Source organism: Streptomyces sedi (assembly GCF_006335015.1).
GTDB classification, from domain to species: domain Bacteria; phylum Actinomycetota; class Actinomycetes; order Streptomycetales; family Streptomycetaceae; genus Streptomyces; species Streptomyces sedi.
The window spans coordinates 361,978-377,475 of record NZ_VDGT01000003.1 but is presented as its reverse complement, the minus strand read 5'-3'; the positions used below and the strand labels follow the sequence as shown (position 1 = coordinate 377,475).

At 73.2% G+C, this 15,498-nt stretch carries 11 protein-coding genes; 6 read left to right on the top strand and 5 right to left on the bottom strand.

Translation table 11 applies throughout. From position 1 onward, the window contains the following. The first annotated feature begins 558 nt into the window (after positions 1-558). Positions 559-1,953 carry a glycoside hydrolase family 6 protein gene (locus tag FH715_RS06375; RefSeq protein WP_139641585.1) on the top strand — a complete coding sequence of 465 codons (1,395 nt, stop codon included), beginning with the start codon at positions 559-561 and terminating at the stop codon, positions 1,951-1,953. 244 nt (positions 1,954-2,197) lie between these two features. Here the strand turns inward: FH715_RS06375 and FH715_RS06370 are convergent, their stop codons facing one another. The 3 genes from FH715_RS06370 to FH715_RS06360 all read right to left on the bottom strand — a co-directional run bounded on the left by FH715_RS06370 (position 2,198) and on the right by FH715_RS06360 (position 7,188). Then, entirely contained in the window at positions 2,198-4,798 is a 2,601-nt protein-coding gene (locus FH715_RS06370; protein WP_139641583.1) for a hypothetical protein, read from the bottom strand. A gap of 36 nt (positions 4,799-4,834) precedes the next feature. Next, the gene (locus FH715_RS06365) at positions 4,835-5,890 is read right to left on the bottom strand and encodes a WD40 repeat domain-containing protein (protein WP_139641581.1); all 1,056 of its coding nucleotides are present in this window, start codon (positions 5,888-5,890) and stop codon (positions 4,835-4,837) included. Positions 5,891-6,150: 260 nt separating this feature from the next. Beyond that, positions 6,151-7,188, bottom strand: a complete 1,038-nt coding sequence (locus FH715_RS06360) for a LacI family DNA-binding transcriptional regulator (protein ID WP_139641579.1) — start codon at positions 7,186-7,188, stop codon at positions 6,151-6,153. Positions 7,189-7,425: 237 nt separating this feature from the next. On the opposite strand from FH715_RS06360, the gene FH715_RS06355 reads away from it, so the two are divergent. From FH715_RS06355 to FH715_RS06340, 4 genes are read left to right on the top strand one after another with little or no spacing between them, the layout of a single operon-like run. Next, positions 7,426-8,751 carry an ABC transporter substrate-binding protein gene (locus FH715_RS06355; protein ID WP_139641577.1) on the top strand — a complete coding sequence of 442 codons (1,326 nt, stop codon included), beginning with the start codon at positions 7,426-7,428 and terminating at the stop codon, positions 8,749-8,751. A gap of 13 nt (positions 8,752-8,764) precedes the next feature. Further along, the gene (locus tag FH715_RS06350; RefSeq protein WP_139641575.1) at positions 8,765-9,790 is read left to right on the top strand and encodes a carbohydrate ABC transporter permease; all 1,026 of its coding nucleotides are present in this window, start codon (positions 8,765-8,767) and stop codon (positions 9,788-9,790) included. Further along, entirely contained in the window at positions 9,790-10,713 is a 924-nt protein-coding gene (locus FH715_RS06345) for a carbohydrate ABC transporter permease (protein ID WP_139641573.1), read from the top strand. Before FH715_RS06350 ends, FH715_RS06345 begins: the two co-directional genes overlap by 1 nt. Before the next feature lie 57 nt (positions 10,714-10,770). Continuing rightward, the gene (locus FH715_RS06340) at positions 10,771-12,189 is read left to right on the top strand and encodes a GH1 family beta-glucosidase (protein WP_139641571.1); all 1,419 of its coding nucleotides are present in this window, start codon (positions 10,771-10,773) and stop codon (positions 12,187-12,189) included. Between the two features lie 400 nt (positions 12,190-12,589). Here FH715_RS06340 and FH715_RS06335 read toward each other — a convergent pair whose 3' ends face one another. After that, the gene (locus FH715_RS06335; RefSeq protein ID WP_139641569.1) at positions 12,590-13,453 is read right to left on the bottom strand and encodes a spermidine synthase; all 864 of its coding nucleotides are present in this window, start codon (positions 13,451-13,453) and stop codon (positions 12,590-12,592) included. Between the two features lie 85 nt (positions 13,454-13,538). Beyond that, complete coding sequence (locus FH715_RS06330; protein WP_139641567.1) at positions 13,539-13,913, bottom strand: hypothetical protein; 375 nt, start codon at positions 13,911-13,913, stop codon at positions 13,539-13,541. Between the two features lie 174 nt (positions 13,914-14,087). Here FH715_RS06330 and FH715_RS06325 point away from each other — a divergent pair, with 174 nt between their 5' ends. Beyond that, the gene (locus FH715_RS06325) at positions 14,088-15,491 is read left to right on the top strand and encodes an NsdA family TPR-like regulatory protein (RefSeq protein WP_139641566.1); all 1,404 of its coding nucleotides are present in this window, start codon (positions 14,088-14,090) and stop codon (positions 15,489-15,491) included. Positions 15,492-15,498 lie beyond the last annotated feature (7 nt).

Here is a 15,498-nt window from a genome sequence, read left to right as displayed (position 1 = left end):
GGGAAAAGAGGTGCCCGTCGGGGTGACGTGCACAGGCCAGTGGGAGCGCTCCCAAGAATCCGAGCATTACCTGAACACGTCAACCCCCCGAGGAAACCCCATGATTAAGCGGCAGGTCAGCGACGAATTCTTGAACGCCCCCTTGGCGGAAGGGGGGTGATTGCCCTACGGTCCCTTCAACCAGTGGGAGCGGTCCCAAGCCGATCGAGGCGCCAGGACGGGCGCAGGACGAACCGGAGCCGCTTCCGAGAGCACCCCCTTGTCCCCCACCACCCCACAGCCACCACGAGTGTTCGGCCACCCGTCGCCTGCCCGCCTCCGGCGGACGGCGGCACAGCGGAGGGCTCCTTCGCCCTCCGACCGGCCTCACCTGGAGGACGCGTGGGCGTGCGACGGGCGCGGGGCCCGGCGGCGCCTTCGGGGTCGTCCGGGCGACCGTTCCCGCCGACACGGCACGGGTCCGGTGAGCCCACCGGTTCGCCCTTCCTTACCTGACGCACGACGGCACGACCCGCACCCCAGGTCGCGCCGACGCAACCATCTGGAGGAAGCACCGCAATGAGCCGCACCAACCCCCCACGTCACCGCGCCAGGAAGCGGACCGCGCTCGTCGCGGGCGCCCTGCTCGGCGCCGGAGTGATGACACTCGGAACGCTCACCACGGCCAACGCCAACGACGACGCCCGGCCGCTCGAACGGGTCGACAACCCGTACGAGGGCGCCGGCGTCTACGTGAACCCCGACTGGTCGGCCAACGCCTCCGCCGAGCCGGGCGGCGACGCCATCGCCGACGAGCCCACCGCCGTCTGGCTGGACCAGATCTCCGCGATCGAAGGCGGCTCGGCCGGCAACAGCACCGGCCTGCGCGAGCACCTCGACAACGCGCTGGTCCAGGCCGAGGGCCAGGACAACTTCGTCTTCCAGGTCGTGATCTACAACCTGCCGGGTCGCGACTGCTCCGCGCTCGCCTCCAACGGCGAGCTCGGCCCGGACGAACTCGACCGCTACCAGTCGGAGTTCATCGACCCGATCGCCGAGATCATCGGCGACCCGGCCTACGCCGACCTGCGGATCGTCACGGTCATCGAGATCGACTCGCTGCCCAACCTGGTGACCAACGTCAGCCCGCGCGAGACCGCCACGCCCGAGTGCGACGAGATGCTGGCCAACGGCAACTACGTCAACGGCGTCGCGTACGCGCTGGAGACCCTGGGCGCCATCGAGAACGTCTACAACTACGTCGACGCCGGCCACTACGGCTGGCTCGGCTGGGACAGCAACTTCACCCCCTCGGCCGAGTTGTTCGCCGAGACCGTCTCCACCGGCGGCGCCAGCGCCGACGACGTGCACGGCTTCATCGTCAACACGGCCAACTTCGGCCCGACGGTCGAGCCCCACTACACCATCGACGACACCGTCAACGGCACCTCGGTGCGCGAGAGCGACTGGGTCGACTGGAACTACTACGTCGACAACCAGACCTTCGCCCAGGGCTTCCGCGAGGAACTGGTCTCCCAGGGCTTCAGCTCGGACATCGGGATGCTGATCGACACCTCGCGCAGCGGCTGGGGCGGCCCCGACCGGCCCAGCGGCCCCGGTCCCGAGACCGACGTGAACGCGTACGTCGAGGGCAGCCGCGTCGACCAGCGGATCCACGCCGGCAACTGGTGCAACCAGACCGGCGCCGGCATCGGCGAGCGTCCCGAGGCCTCGCCGGCCGAGGGCATCGACGCCTACGTGTGGGTCAAGCCTCCCGGCGAGTCGGACGGCTCCAGCGAGGAGATCCCGAACGACGAGGGCAAGGGCTTCGACCGGATGTGCGACCCCACCTACGAGGGGAACCCGCGCAACAACAACAACCCGTCGGGCGCCCTGGCGGACGCCCCGATCTCCGGGCACTGGTTCTCCGCGCAGTTCCAGGAGCTGCTGGCCAACGCCTACCCCCCGCTGTGATCGACCCGTCGATCACCGTGTGACCCGCGCCCCCGAGGGTCCGGCCCGGTGACTGACCGGACCCTCGGGGAGCCCGGTGGCGCACACTCCCCGAGAACCCCCCACGCGCCCGCCCCCGCTGCCCTGCCGGCAGCGGGGGCGCGGTGCGTCACGGGGCAGGCGGCTTCGGGCTTCCGGCTTCCGGCTTCCGGCTTCCGGCTTCCAGAAAGTGAACGTTTCGGCGGGGGCTTCGCGGCCGGGTCGGTCAGGGCGGCGGCAACGGCAACGGCCAGCTTCTCGCCCCGAACTGGGTCACCGTCACCAGCGTCCCACCGTCCGGCGAGAGGGCCACGCCGCCGTCGGCGGAGCCGAACGGTATCTCCGTCCACGTCCGCCGCGCCCCCGCGTCCCAGACCGCGCCCCAACCGTGACTGCCGGGGAAGTAGGCCCGGGGCCCGGCCGCCGACCAGACCAACTGGCCGTCCGGCTGGTCGAACATCGGCAGGTCGCGCACGGCGGTCACCGGCGGCACCGCCGCGCCGCCCGTCTCCTCCCCCACGGCCAGCAGCCACAGCCCCGCGTGCGCCCGGTGGGTCGCGCCGGCGACGGCCAGTGTCCGGCCGTCCGGCGCGAAGGCCAGCCCGGTGACCTGCCGCAGCCCGGCCGGAGCGGCGACCGGCACGACGCCGCCACCCGCCACCTCCCGGACCACCACCCGGCTCGCCGCGTCCCGCACGCCGAAGGCGACCCGCTCCCCCGCGGCGTCCAGCGCCGCCGTGTCCACCCGGACCCCGCGCCACGCGCTCCAGTCCCTGGCCGACCCGGTCTTCAGCGAGACCAACGGCTTCCCGCTCCGCACGTCCAACACCACGACGCGGCCGGTGACATGGGCGGCGAGCGCCACCCGCGAGCCGTCCGCGCTGAACGCGACGCGCAGCCGCTCCTCCTCGTCCCAGGGGACCGGGGGCAGCGTGTACACCCAGCGGGTGGTGCCCGTTCCCACCTCGTCGAGCGCCAGCGCCGACTCGTCGCCCAGCAGACCGCGGGCCAGGACCTCGCCCGAGGGGGCGAAGACCAGGTCGGAGAGGTAGGAGGAGCCGGGGACCTCGGGCAGCAGCCGGATGTGCGGCGGCCGTTCGCCGGCGCCGCCGTCCGGCCAGCGGCACAGGACCTGCGGCCGGCCGACCGAGTCCCGGTCCAGCTTGGCGCAGAAGGCGAGCGCCCGCGCGTCGTCCGCCACGGCGGCGACCCGCACCGACCAGTGGGAACAGGGCAGCTCGGCCGACTCGCCTCCGCCGGCCGAGACCGGTCCGGCGAGCGCGGGCGGCAGCCCGGCGAGCAGCACCCGGCCCGGCGGCGGCTCCTCCTCCGGCGCCTCCTCAGGCCGCTCAAGACCGGCGAGGAACCAGGCGTCGATCTCCTCCTGCACCACCACCAGCGCGCGGCCGTCCGGGGTGAAGGCCGCGATGGCGTTGGCCGGGTCGGCCCACAGGGTGCGGCCGGCGCCGTCGAAGAGCAGCGAACCGAAGTCGGCGCCGACGAAGCCGTAGGGGCCGCTCGGCGTCCAACAGGCCCGCGCGGTGATCGCCGCCGCGGGCGAGTCCGCGTCCAGGCCCTCGGGGAACTCGCGGGGCCGCAGCAGGGGTTGGCCGACCAGCGTGAGCTGGTCGCCGTCCCGCTCCACGGTCAGCCGACGGGCGGCAGGCCGCGCCGTCGTCCCGATGCCGGCGCGCTCCGGAGCGCCGCCCACCACCCCGCCGACCACGAAGAGCCCCTCCCCGTCCGGCGACAGCGCCAGCGCGGCGATCGAGCTGAGCCCCGTGTCGGCGACGGCCAGCACCCGGCCGTCCGGCACGGAGCGCAGCACCACCCGTCCCGCGGGCGCCGCGTGGGCCAGCGACTCCCCCGAGGCGTCCAGCGCGACCGGGCCGAACGCGTCGTCGCCCTCCAGCCGCAGCAGCACCGCGCCCGTGTCGGCGGCCAGCACGGCGACCACGTCGGAGCTGCCGGTGCCGACGGCGAGCCGCCGCCCGTCGGCCGAGAAGCCGAAGCGGACCAGGTCGTCCATGCTGACCTCGGCCTCCTCGGGGACGAGCCCCTCCTCCACGCCCTCCCCGCTCCCGGCAGCGTGGGGCCGGACCCGCCACAGCCGCTCGCCCGTCGCCGCCGACCAGGCGTGCCAGGCGCCCTCGACGGCGGCCACCGCGAGGTCGCCGTCCGGGGAGAGTTGCAGGTCGTAACACTCGTCGTGGAACTGGGTGCCGTCCAGGTACCAGACCAGCGGCGCGTCCCTCGTGGTCTCCCAGCGGGCGATGTCCCCGCCGTTGTGATGCCACTCGGCGGCGGCGGCCAACGCCAGCCAACGCAGCCCGGCGGGTGCGGCGACGGCGCTGGCGCCGTTGTAGAAGTACGCCGTGCGCGCCTCGTCCCCCGGTTGGTCGGCGGCGTGGGCCGGCGGAAGGACCACCGGGGGCGCCGTCGCCGGATCGTCCTCCTCCGCCCAGTCCTCCGCCACCGGGTGGTCGACCGTGCCGGTCTCCACGTGGTCGAGGCGGCCCAGCGCGCGAGTGCCGGCGAACGCGTGGTGCGGGCGCACGTCACCCGAGGTCCACCGCGCCCACCAGCCGTCCGGCATCGGGCGCTGGGCCGCGGGCCACCGCAGCGCCTCGGCGCGCAGCGCGTCCAGCCGCTCCGGAGGCACCAGCTCCAGCAGGCGGCATATCTCCCACCAGGCCCGCTCGCTCGGCCGCTCGGCGAGCAACGCCCGCACGGCCTCCTCGGGCGCGGTCTCCGAAGTGCCGTGCCGCGCGCGGCCGTCGGCCGGGTCGCGGGGGGTGGTGGGCGGTGGGGGGTCGGAGGCGTTCATGACGTCCGTCCTTGGTTCGGCGGGCGAAGTCAGGGGTCAGCCGAGGTCGTGACCACGTATCTCGGCCGGGGAGGCGACGACCAGCGCGCGGCCGTCGGGGGTGAGCGCCCAGGCCGTGGAACGGCCCAGGTCGGAAACGGAACGGAGCGGGCCGCCGCCGGCCAGGTCCCAGACCGTGACGGTGCGGTCGACGCGCAAAGCCGCCCTGGGGCCTGCCGCGCCCCAGACCGGGCGAAGCGTCTGGTGGGCGGCCTCGGCGGGCAGCGCGGCCAGGCGCCGCCGCTCGACCACCTCCTCGCCGGGGGGCAGCGCCGGGTCGAGAAGCACGGACTCGGCGGTGCCGTCCGCCGTGCCGACCACCATCAGCCGGGTGCCGTCGGGCGCGAAGACCAGCCCCGCGCACCAGTCGAGCCCCGTGGCCAGGACGCGCAACGCGCCGCCGTCCGGGGTGAGTACGGCGACGCCGCCGTCCGGGGCGCGCTCGTAGGGCCGGCAGAGCCGGAACGCGAGCCGCGAGCCGTCCGCGTCGACCGCGACCGCCTCGCTGCCGCCGACGCGGGGCGGCTCGGCGGAGCCGTCCACCAGCCGGGAGCCGTCGGCCGCCGACCACGCCAGCACGGAACGGCTCGCCTGGTCGCAGCCGGCGACCACCTCGCCGTCCCCGCTGACCGCGAGCCGCAGGCCACCGCACTCGCCGAAGGCGGCGTAGACCGGGCGGCTCAGCGCACGCCGCCAGCGCTCGACCGGCGTCGGCTCCAGCGTGAAGTGCGCCAACTGGCCGAGCTGTTGCTCCTCGCTGCCGCCGAGCGAGAGGGTCAGCGCCCGCCCTCCGCGGCTGAAGAGCAGGTCACGCACCACGGCGCCGCGCGGCCGGCGGGCCATGGGAAGACGCGTCGGCCGGCCGCCCTCGCCCGGGGAGAGCACCAGCAGCTCGGCGAGGCCGGGGAACCAGGGCGCCGCGGTGGCCACCGCGACACGGGAGAGCCCGGACGTGGCAGCGACCGCCGTGACCCGCTGCGCCGCGGCGGGCCGCCCGGGCAGCGGCCGGCGAAGATCGAGGTCGCCGGGCGCACAGAGTTGTCGAACAGCCATGCAAGGGACCATAGTCCGCGGCACCGACAGTCGATGCCCCCTTGCGCGGCCTTCTGGCTACCGACAACCGCCCCTACGTGGCCGATAAGTGCTGCGTGGGAGCGGTGCCATCGAAACGTCGTCGCACGGATGTGGCCAACGCGGCACCTCCGCGCCGCGCACGAGGCGGGCCCGCCCGCGCGGCCGGCCGGCCGCGCGGCGCTCCGGGGCCGGGGGCCGTGGCGCACGGCGCGCCGCGTCGGGACCGCCTCGGGACCGCGTCAGGAGGAGCCCCGCCGCACCAGCTCGGTGGGGAGCACCAGCCGGGGCCGGTCGGGCCCCGAGTCGCCGATCTCCGCCAGCAGCGCCCTGGTCATCGCGCGGCCCATGCCCTCCATCGGCTGCCGCACGCTGGTGAGCGCCGGGTCCATGTGCCGGGCCAGCGAGGAGTCGTCGAACCCGACGAGCGCCACGTCGCCCGGAACGGAACGCCCCAGCTCACGCAGGGCGCGCCGGGCTCCGATGGCCATCAGGTCGGAGGCGCAGAAGACCGCGTCCAACTCGGGCCTGCGGCGCATCAGCTTGTGCATGGCGGCGTGCCCGCTCTCCTCGGAGAAGTCCCCCTTGGCGATCAGGTCCTCGTCCGGCTCCCGCCCGGCGGCCCGCAGGGCCTCCTTGTAGCCGTCGACCCGGCACCTGGCCACGTACATGTCGGAGGGGCCCGTGATGGTCGCGACCGTGGAACGTCCCCGCCCCAGCAGGTGCTCCACGGCCAGCTGCGCGCCGCCGACGTTGTCACAGTCCACGTGGGGCACCAGCTCGTCCGAGGAACGACGTCCGTTCATCACCACGGGGATGCCCATTTCGGCCAATTGGTCGGGCATCGGATCGTCTCCGTGGACGGAGACGAGCAGCACGCCGTCCACCCGGTGGCTGGCCGCGTACTGCGAGAAGCGCTGCCGCTCCTTCGGGGTGCGGATCAGCGTCAACAGCAGCTGGATGTCGGTGTCCGCCAACTCCGCGCTCACTCCCCGGATGATTCCGGAGAAGTACGGCTCGGCGAACAGGCGCGTCTCGGCCTCGGGAACGACCAGGGCGATGGCGTCCGAACGGTTGGCGGCGAGCGCCCTGGCCGCGCGGTGCGGCACGTACCCCAGGTCGGCGATGGCCTGCTGAACGGCGGCACGTGTGCGCTCACTGACTCGCGGTGACCCGTTGATCACGCGCGAGACCGTGCCTCGCCCCACCCCGGCGCGGGCGGCGACCTGCTCCAGGGTCGGCCTTCCGTCGCGGCCCATGCCGCGCCTTGTCACTGCCATCGGTTCCTCCCGTTTGCGCCCCGGAGTCCAACTACATCACGGATACCGAAGCGACCTGTTCTATGACTTGACACTCGCCGAGGGCTCAGGAAGCCTTCAACCCATCACAACTGGGAGCGCTCCCACGCGCCCAAAACATTACAAGAACCCGCACGTTCCAAGCCCGGGCCCGACCCCCACAAGCGCAGCACCGGCCGGGGAGGCAACGTCATGTGTGCGCCAGGAGGACGATCCGTCATGCGCGACAGAGCACGCACCACTCACCGGCCCCTTCGCCGAAGCGCCAGGGTGCTCGCCCTCGGCGCCGCCGCGACCCTCGCCACCGGTCTCCTCGCCGGCTGCGGCAGCGATGACGGGGACGGGGGTGGCGACGGCGACGTGGAGATCAGCATCGGCGTCTTCGGCCAGTTCGGCTTCGAGGAGGCCGGGCTGTACGAGGAGTACGAGGAGCTGAACCCGGGCGTCACCATCACCCAGGACTCGATCACCGAGAACGGCGACTACATCGCCCAGCTCCGCACCCGCCTCGCGCAGAACAGCGGGCTGATGGACATCCAGGCCATCGAGGTCGGCAACATCGCCGAGATGACCGGAGACCTCAACGCCCGCTGGGTCGACTTCTCCGAGCACGCGGACGTGGACACCGGGCACTTCGAGCCCTGGAAGCTGGACCAGGCCACCACGGAGGACGGCCGGGTGATCGGGCTCGGCACCGACATCGGCCCGACCGGCATCTGCTACCGGACCGACTACTTCGAGGAGGCCGGGCTGCCCACCGACCGCGAGGAGGTGAGCGCGCTCTTCGCCGATTGGGAGTCCTACCTGGAGGTGGGCGAGGAGTTCGCCGCCAACGGGCCGGCCGACGTGGACTACCTCGACGGCGCCGGCGGCATGTTCAACGCCGTGGTGAACGCCTACGAGGAGCGGTACTACAGCCCCGACGGCGAGATCAACTACCAGGACAGCGCCGCCGTCCAGACCGCCTGGGACCTGTCGGTGCAGGCCGCCGAGGCGGGGCTGACCGACCAGCAGCAGCAGTTCAGCGACGAGTGGAACACCGCCTTCGCCAACGGCGCTTTCGCCACCGTCGCCTCCTGCCCCGCGTGGATGCTCGGCTACATCCAGTCCGAGGCGGGCGACAACGGGGCCGGCGTCTGGGACGTCGCCCAGTCCCCCGCGCCCTCCAACTGGGGCGGCTCCTTCATCGGTGTGCCCGAGGCGGGAAGCAACAAGGACGAGGCGGTCAAGCTCGCCGCCTGGCTGACCGCGCCCGAGCAGCAGGCCAAGCTCTTCACGGAGCGCGGCAGCTTCCCCAGCTCCGCCGCGGCGCACGAGCTGCCCGAGGTGCTGGAGGCGACGCACGAGTACTTCCAGGACGCCCCGATCGGCGAGATCTTCACGCAGGCGTCGGCCGAGATCCCGACCACCGTCATCGGTCCGCAGGACCAGGTGATCCAGGAGAACATCACCAACGGTCTGGTCGCGCTGGAACAGCAGGGGCTCTCCTCCGACGACGCCTGGAGCGGCGTCGTGAGCCAGCTGGACAACGCCCTCGCGGAATGACGTGGACAGGTAGATGACCACTGAGCACACCGCGTCCGCGCCCCCCGCCACCACGGGGGGCGCGGCCCCGCGCCCCGATTCCGAGAAGGCCGAAGGGCCGTCCCCCCAGGAGCGGAAGCGGATCGAACGCCGCTCCCGCTGGTACCGGTGGGACCTCAAGTTCAGCCCATACGCCTTCATCTCCCCCTTCTTCCTCTTCTTCGCCGCCTTCGGGCTCTTTCCCCTGCTGTACACCGGCTGGGCGGCGTTGCACCAGGCCTCGATGGTCAACCCGAACGAGATGGAGTGGGTCGGCTTCGACAACTTCTCTCGGCTCTGGAACGACGAGTTCTTCTGGAACGCGCTGCGCAACACCTTCACCATCGGGATCATCTCGACGGTGCCGCAGCTGCTGATGGCCCTGGGCCTGGCGCACGTCCTCAACTACCGGATGCGCGGCAGCATGGCGTTCCGGGTGGCCATGCTCACGCCCTACGCCACCTCGGTGGCGGCGGCCACGCTGGTCTTCGCGATGCTCTACGGGCGCGACTACGGCATGATCAACTGGGCGCTCGACCTGGTGGGCATCGACCCGGTGAACTGGGAGGCGGGCACCTGGACCTCGCAGTTCGCCATCTCGACGATCGTGATCTGGCGTTGGACCGGGTACAACACTTTGATCTACCTGGCCGCGATGCAGGCGGTGCCCAACGACCTCTACGAGTCCGCCTCGTTGGACGGGGCCTCGCGTTGGCAGCAGTTCCGCCACGTGACCATCCCGGCGCTGCGGCCGACCATCCTCTTCACCGTCGTGGTGTCCACCATCGGCGCCACCCAGCTCTTCGGCGAGCCCTACCTGTTGGCGGGCAGCGAGAACGGTGGCGCGCAGAGCCAGTACCAGACGCTGGGCCTCTACATGTACGAGACCGGCTGGTTCAACCTCCATCTCGGTCGCGCGGCGGCCATCGCCTGGACGATGTTCCTGCTGCTGATCGTCATCGGGATTCTCTACTGGGTGCTCACCCGGCTGGTGGGCAAGAGCAACGGCGAGGAGGCGTGATGGCCACGGCACCCGTCATCACCCCGGACACGGCGGAAGAGCTGGACCCGCCGCCGCCCGGCCGCGGCGGCCGGAAGCGGCGCGGAGGCGCCGGCCAGGCCGGTGGCCACCTGCGTGCCGGCTGGCTGTCCTATGTCATCCTCATCGTCTTCGGGCTCGGCTCGGTGCTTCCGCTGCTGTGGTCGGCGATCGCCGCCTCGCACAGCAACGCACGGCTGGCCGAGCCGACCCCGCCCTTCTGGTTCGGCGGGCGGCTCTTCAGCAACCTGGAGACGGCCTGGACCGACGCCCACATGGGCACGGCCATGATCAACACGATCTTCGTGGCCGGCACGATCACGGTCTCCACCGTGCTCTTCGCCACCCTGGCGGGCTTCGCCTTCGCCAAGCTCAGGTTCCGGGCGAAGAACCTGCTGCTCCTGCTGGTCATCGGCACCATGATGGTGCCGCCCCAACTCACGGTCGTCCCGCTCTTCATGGCGATCGCCGAGCTGGAGTGGACCGGGCAGCTCCAGGCGGTGATCCTGCCGACGATGGTCAGCGCCTTCGGCGTCTTCTTCATGCGGCAGTACCTGGTACAGGCGCTGCCGAGCGAGCTGATCGAGGCCGCCAGGGTGGACGGCGCCAACAGCCTGCGGGTGGTCTGGCACGTGGTCTTCCCGGCCGCGCGACCGGCGATGGCCGTGCTCGGGATGCTGACCTTCGTGGCGGCGTGGAACGAGTTCTTCTGGCCGATCATCGCGCTGACCCAGCAGAACCCGACGGTCCAGGTCGCCCTCACCGGGCTGGGCCAGGGATACGTCCCCGACCGTGGCGTGATCATGGCGGGCGCCTTCCTCGGCACGCTGCCCCTGCTGGTCGCCTTCGTGCTCTTCGGCAAGCAGATCGTCGGCGGCATCATGCACGGCGCACTCAAGGGCTGAGCCCCCCACCGACCCCGCTTCGTTACCCTCTCCACGAGCAAGAATGGGAGCGCTTCCATGACTGAAAAGCAACCACGGGTCTTCCCGGCCGACTTTCTCTGGGGATCGGCGACCGCGTCCTACCAGATCGAGGGGGCCGCCGACGAGGACGGCCGCACGCCGTCCATCTGGGACACCTTCTGCCGGACACCGGGGAAGGTCTTCCAGGGAGACACCGGCGACGTGGCGTGCGACCACTACCACCGCTGGGCCGACGACCTCGACCTGATGTCCGAACTGGGCCTGCGGGCCTACCGGTTCTCCGTCTCCTGGTCCCGGGTGCAGCCGACCGGCCGCGGCCCGGCCGTCCAGCGCGGGCTGGACTTCTACCGGGCGCTGACCGACGGGCTGCTGGAGCGCGGCATCGCCCCCGCGATCACCCTCTACCACTGGGACCTGCCCCAGGAGCTGGAGGACGCCGGCGGCTGGCCGGCGCGGGAGACGGCCGAACGCTTCGCCGAGTACGCGGCTCTCGTGGCCTCGGCGCTGGGCGACCGGATCCCGATGTGGACGACGCTCAACGAGCCCTTCTGCAGCTCCTTCCTCGGCTACGGCTCCGGCGTCCACGCGCCGGGCAGGACCGAGCCGGAGTCCGTGCTGAAGGCCGCCCACCACCTCAACCTCGCGCACGGCCTCGGCGTGCGGGCGCTGCGCGACACCCTGCCGGCGGACGCCAAGGTGGGAATCACCGTCAACCCGGGGGTGATCAGGGCGCGCACCGAGGCGCCCGAGGACCTGGACGCGGCGCGGCGGATCGACGCGCTGCACACCCGGATCTTCACCGACCCGCTGCTGCACGGCACCTACCCGGAGGATCTCCGGCAGGACACCGCGCACATCAGCGACTGGTCCTTCGTGCGGGACGGCGACGAGGCCGCGATCCACCAGGAGATCGACTTCCTCGGGCTCAACTACTACAACCCCAGCATCGTCGCGGCCCCCGTCGACGGCAGCCAGACGCCGCGCGACGACGGCCACGGCGCGTCCGAGCACTCGCCCTGGGTGGGGTCGGAGTCCGTCGAGTTCCACCTGGCGGCGGGCGAGCGCACCGACATGGGGTGGGTCGTCGACCCGACCGGTCTGACGGAGCTGCTGCGCCGCTTCGGCGCGGAGCGGCCCGACCTGCCGCTCTACGTCACGGAGAACGGCGCGGCCTTCGACGACAAGGTCGACGCCAGCGGCGCCGTGCACGACCCGAACCGGATCAGCTACCTGCACGGGCATCTGGACGCGGTGCACCAGGCCATCGGCCTCGGCGTCGACGTCCGCGGGTACTTCCTGTGGTCGCTGCTGGACAACTTCGAGTGGGCGTACGGCTACAGCAAGCGCTTCGGCGTCGTGCACGTGGACTTCGAGACGCTGCGCCGCACGCCGAAGGCGAGCGCCCGCTGGTACGCCGAGGTGGTCGGCTCCGGCCGGCTGCCCGCCGCCGGCTGAGCCACGGCCCGCGCGGGCGCCCGCGGCGGCGTCGCGCTTCCCCCGCCCACCCCGGATGCCTTCCCCTCGGGAAGGAGGGCGGGGGAGACCGGCCCCCGGCCCCGTACCGCGCCCCGCGCGGTCGGGCCGGGGGCCGCCGCACGCCGGGGCGCCGCGCGCACCCCGCGAAAGCCACCGTGTCCCCCGGCGCCACGCCCGCCGCATCCCGTCAAGGCTCCGGGCCCGCCGCACCCCGTCAACGCTCCACGCCCGCCGCACCCCGTCAAAGCTCCACGCACCCATGTGTCCCACCCCTGTCACAGCCGAAGCAACATTCGGTTACACACTGTGACACGGGGGTCTGACAACGCCCCCTCCTCCGGGGAGAACGCGGGCCAACGCCCGCCGCCCCGCGGGGAGATCAGCGGAAGACGCCGTCCGGCGGGGGCGGCGAGGGCCGGGCGGTGGCGTCGGTGACCACGGCGGCGCCGCCGGTGAAGTCCCCCAGCTCGCGCCCGGTGAGCAGCCGCGCGGGGTACGGGTCGCCGGCGGACCTGCGGGTCAGCTCGGCGACCGGCAACGGGTGGTCGGCGGCGCAGAACACTCCGTTGCCGTAGCGCCGGCCGCGCAGCACCGCCGGCTCGGCCATCAGGCAGACCTCGGGGAACCTGGCGAGCAACGTCGCCGCCTGGCCCCGCAGATGGGCGAGCGGCGGGCCGTCCGTGGAGTTGACGGCGTACCAACCGCCCACGGCGAGCGCCCCCCTGACCGCGTCGAGGAACTCGACGCTGGCGCAGTGCGCCGGGGTCCTGGCGTCGGCGAAGACATCGGTGATGACCAGGTCGGCCCAGCCCTGGGGCACCCTGGCCAGCGCCTCCCTGGCGTCGAGGGCGCGCACCCGCACGCGCGCGCCGTCGGGGAGCGGCAGCCGCTCGCGCACGAGCGCGGTCAGCCGCGTGTCCGGCTCTGCGACCTGCTGGCCCGAACGGGGCCTGGTCGCCGCGACGTACCGCGCCAGGGTCAGCGCGCCGCCGCCGAGATGGAGCACCCGTACGGGCCGCCCCGGGGGCGCGAGCAGGTCCACGAGATGGCCGAGCCTGCGCTGGTACTCGAAGGCGAGCCGGGTGGGGTCGGCGAGGTCGACATGGGACTGGGGGGCGCCGTCGATCAGCAGCTCCCAGGCGTCCTCCCGGTCCGGGTCGGGGACCAGGCGGGCCTCGCCGCCGTCCACCGTCTCGGTCACCTGTCCCCGGTCCGCCGACCGCCGCGCTCGTCTTCCCGCCACGTCCCCCAGTCTCCCCCGGCGACCGGGGGTCCCGACACTCGGGGCGCGCACGCCCGGCGCGCGGGTCGGCCGCGCGCCGTGCGGCTCAGGGGTGCGCGGTGCCTCCGCAACGGTCCACGACGGCCAGCGTGTTGACCGCCTCGTAGATCGCCGCCCGCAGCCGCTCGGGCTCCGTGGAACAGGTGACGGCGCCCTCCGGTGGCACCAGCCAGCCGCTGCCCCTGGCCCACGGCCGGCCGCCGGCGACGGGGGCCGCCGCGCCAGCCCTGGTGCAGGCGCTCCCCGGCAGGTTCCATCGGGCGGCGGTACCGGGAGGGACCAGAAAGCCCAGGGTGTCGCTCTCCCGGTCGTGCAGCACCGGGCCCACCCCGTGCCGAAGGCGCAGCAGGTCGACGGCTTCCAGTCCTTGCCGCGCCGGAACCGTGACCACGTCGCAGGCCGCGTCGCCGGTGTCCGCCATGGGTCCTCCTCCAGGGGTGCTGTCGGGTGCGCATGTCTAACGGCGGACCCCTGTCAACGGCTACGGCCGGGAACCCCTCCTTTGGATGGCAGTTCATGGCAGATCCACGAGCACGGGTGACCTCCGCCCCCAACTCCCGGTGCACGCACCGCTACAGCCGGTACCTTCGCCGTCATGGCGAGGTCATCACCCCCGTCCCGGTCGGCCACCCCCAACGAGACGTTCCGCCAACTGCGCGGCGGGCTCTCCCCCGGCGAGTTCGCCGCGGCGGTGCGGCGCGCGGCACGGGAGATCGGCGAACGCGTCTCCTGCGACGCACGCTATGTGGGACGTGTGGAAGCGGGCGAGATTCGGTGCCCTAACTACGCGTACGAACGGGTATTTCTTCATATGTTCCCGGGACGCACCCTGACCGACCTCGGCTTCGCGCCACGCCAGACGGTCCGAGGACGCGGTGCGCGCGCCGTCCCCCCGCCACGCGCCGAGCCGATTCCCCCCACAGCCGCCCCACCCCCGCCCGCGCGCGGGCGGGAGGGCACGCCCCCTGGCGGGCGCATCCACGACACGGAGGAGACCGACGTGCTGCGTCGTGCGTTCATGACGGGCGGCCCCGCCGCCCTCGCGTCCCTCGCGACGCTGGGCCCGGCGCCGCCGGTCTCGGCCGCCCCACGCCGGCCGGGGACCGCCGAGGTCGCCCGGGTCCGCGAGGCCGTGCGCGACATCCGGCTGCTCGACGACCAGCACGGGGCGCAGGCCCTCTACCGGCCTGCTGGCGAGGCGCTGCGCACCGCCTACGAGCTGCTCGACCTCGGCGCCAAGCGCTCCTCGGTCAACGACGAACTCCACTCGAACACCGGCGAGTTGGCGCTCTCCGTCGGCTGGCTCGCGCACGACTCGCGCCGCTGGGCCGAGGCCCGTTCCTACTACGGGGAGGCGCTGGCGACCGCGCGGGTGAGCGGCGATCCCGCGCTGGAGGCGCACGCGTTCTGCAACCTGGCCTTTCTCGCCAGGGACACGGGGCGCCCACGCGAGGCAGTGCGCGCCGCTCAGGCCGGCGCGCGCGCCGCCGAGGGGGTGGGCTCGGAGCGGCTGCGCTCCCTGCTGGCGCTGCGCGAGGCCGCCGGCTGGGCCGGCATGGGCGAACGCGCCGGCGCGCGACAGGCGATCGCCCAGGCCCAGGGTGCCTACGCGCGGGGTTCCGCCGCGATGACCCCGGAGTGGATGTCGTTCTTCGGCGACGGCGAGTTCGCCAGCCTGGAGGGGCAGTGCTGGGCGTTGCTCGGCGACTGGCCGCGCGCCGCCGAGTGCGCCGGGCGCGCGGTACGGGTGGCGCGGAGCGACCCGCACTTCGCCCGCAACATCGCGCTCTACTCGGCCGAGTTGGCGGGTTTTCTGGCCAGATCGGGCCGGCCCGAGGAGGCCGCCGCCGCGGGCCACCAGACGCTCGACCTGATGTCCGGCGTCCGCTCCACCCGGATCACCGAGCTGCTCGCCGACACGGCGACCCGGCTGAGGCCGGCGCGCGGTGAGCGGGCCGTCGCCCCGTTCATCGAACGGCAGCGCGCCGTCGGCGCGTAAGCGCGTC

What these genes read in the sequence shown, in the direction of transcription:
- FH715_RS06355 (WP_139641577.1), top strand. Translation starts at nt 7,426, where the DNA reads ATGCGCGACAGAGCACGCACCACTCACCGGCCCCTTCGCCGAAGCGCC.
- FH715_RS06375 (WP_139641585.1), top strand. Translation starts at nt 559, where the DNA reads ATGAGCCGCACCAACCCCCCACGTCACCGCGCCAGGAAGCGGACCGCG.
- FH715_RS06350 (WP_139641575.1), top strand. Translation starts at nt 8,765, where the DNA reads ATGACCACTGAGCACACCGCGTCCGCGCCCCCCGCCACCACGGGGGGC.
- FH715_RS06365 (WP_139641581.1), bottom strand. Translation starts at nt 5,890, where the DNA reads ATGGCTGTTCGACAACTCTGTGCGCCCGGCGACCTCGATCTTCGCCGG.
- FH715_RS06360 (WP_139641579.1), bottom strand. Translation starts at nt 7,188, where the DNA reads ATGGCAGTGACAAGGCGCGGCATGGGCCGCGACGGAAGGCCGACCCTG.
- FH715_RS06345 (WP_139641573.1), top strand. Translation starts at nt 9,790, where the DNA reads ATGGCCACGGCACCCGTCATCACCCCGGACACGGCGGAAGAGCTGGAC.
- FH715_RS06340 (WP_139641571.1), top strand. Translation starts at nt 10,771, where the DNA reads ATGACTGAAAAGCAACCACGGGTCTTCCCGGCCGACTTTCTCTGGGGA.
- FH715_RS06370 (WP_139641583.1), bottom strand. Translation starts at nt 4,798, where the DNA reads ATGAACGCCTCCGACCCCCCACCGCCCACCACCCCCCGCGACCCGGCC.
- FH715_RS06325 (WP_139641566.1), top strand. Translation starts at nt 14,088, where the DNA reads ATGGCGAGGTCATCACCCCCGTCCCGGTCGGCCACCCCCAACGAGACG.
- FH715_RS06330 (WP_139641567.1), bottom strand. Translation starts at nt 13,913, where the DNA reads ATGGCGGACACCGGCGACGCGGCCTGCGACGTGGTCACGGTTCCGGCG.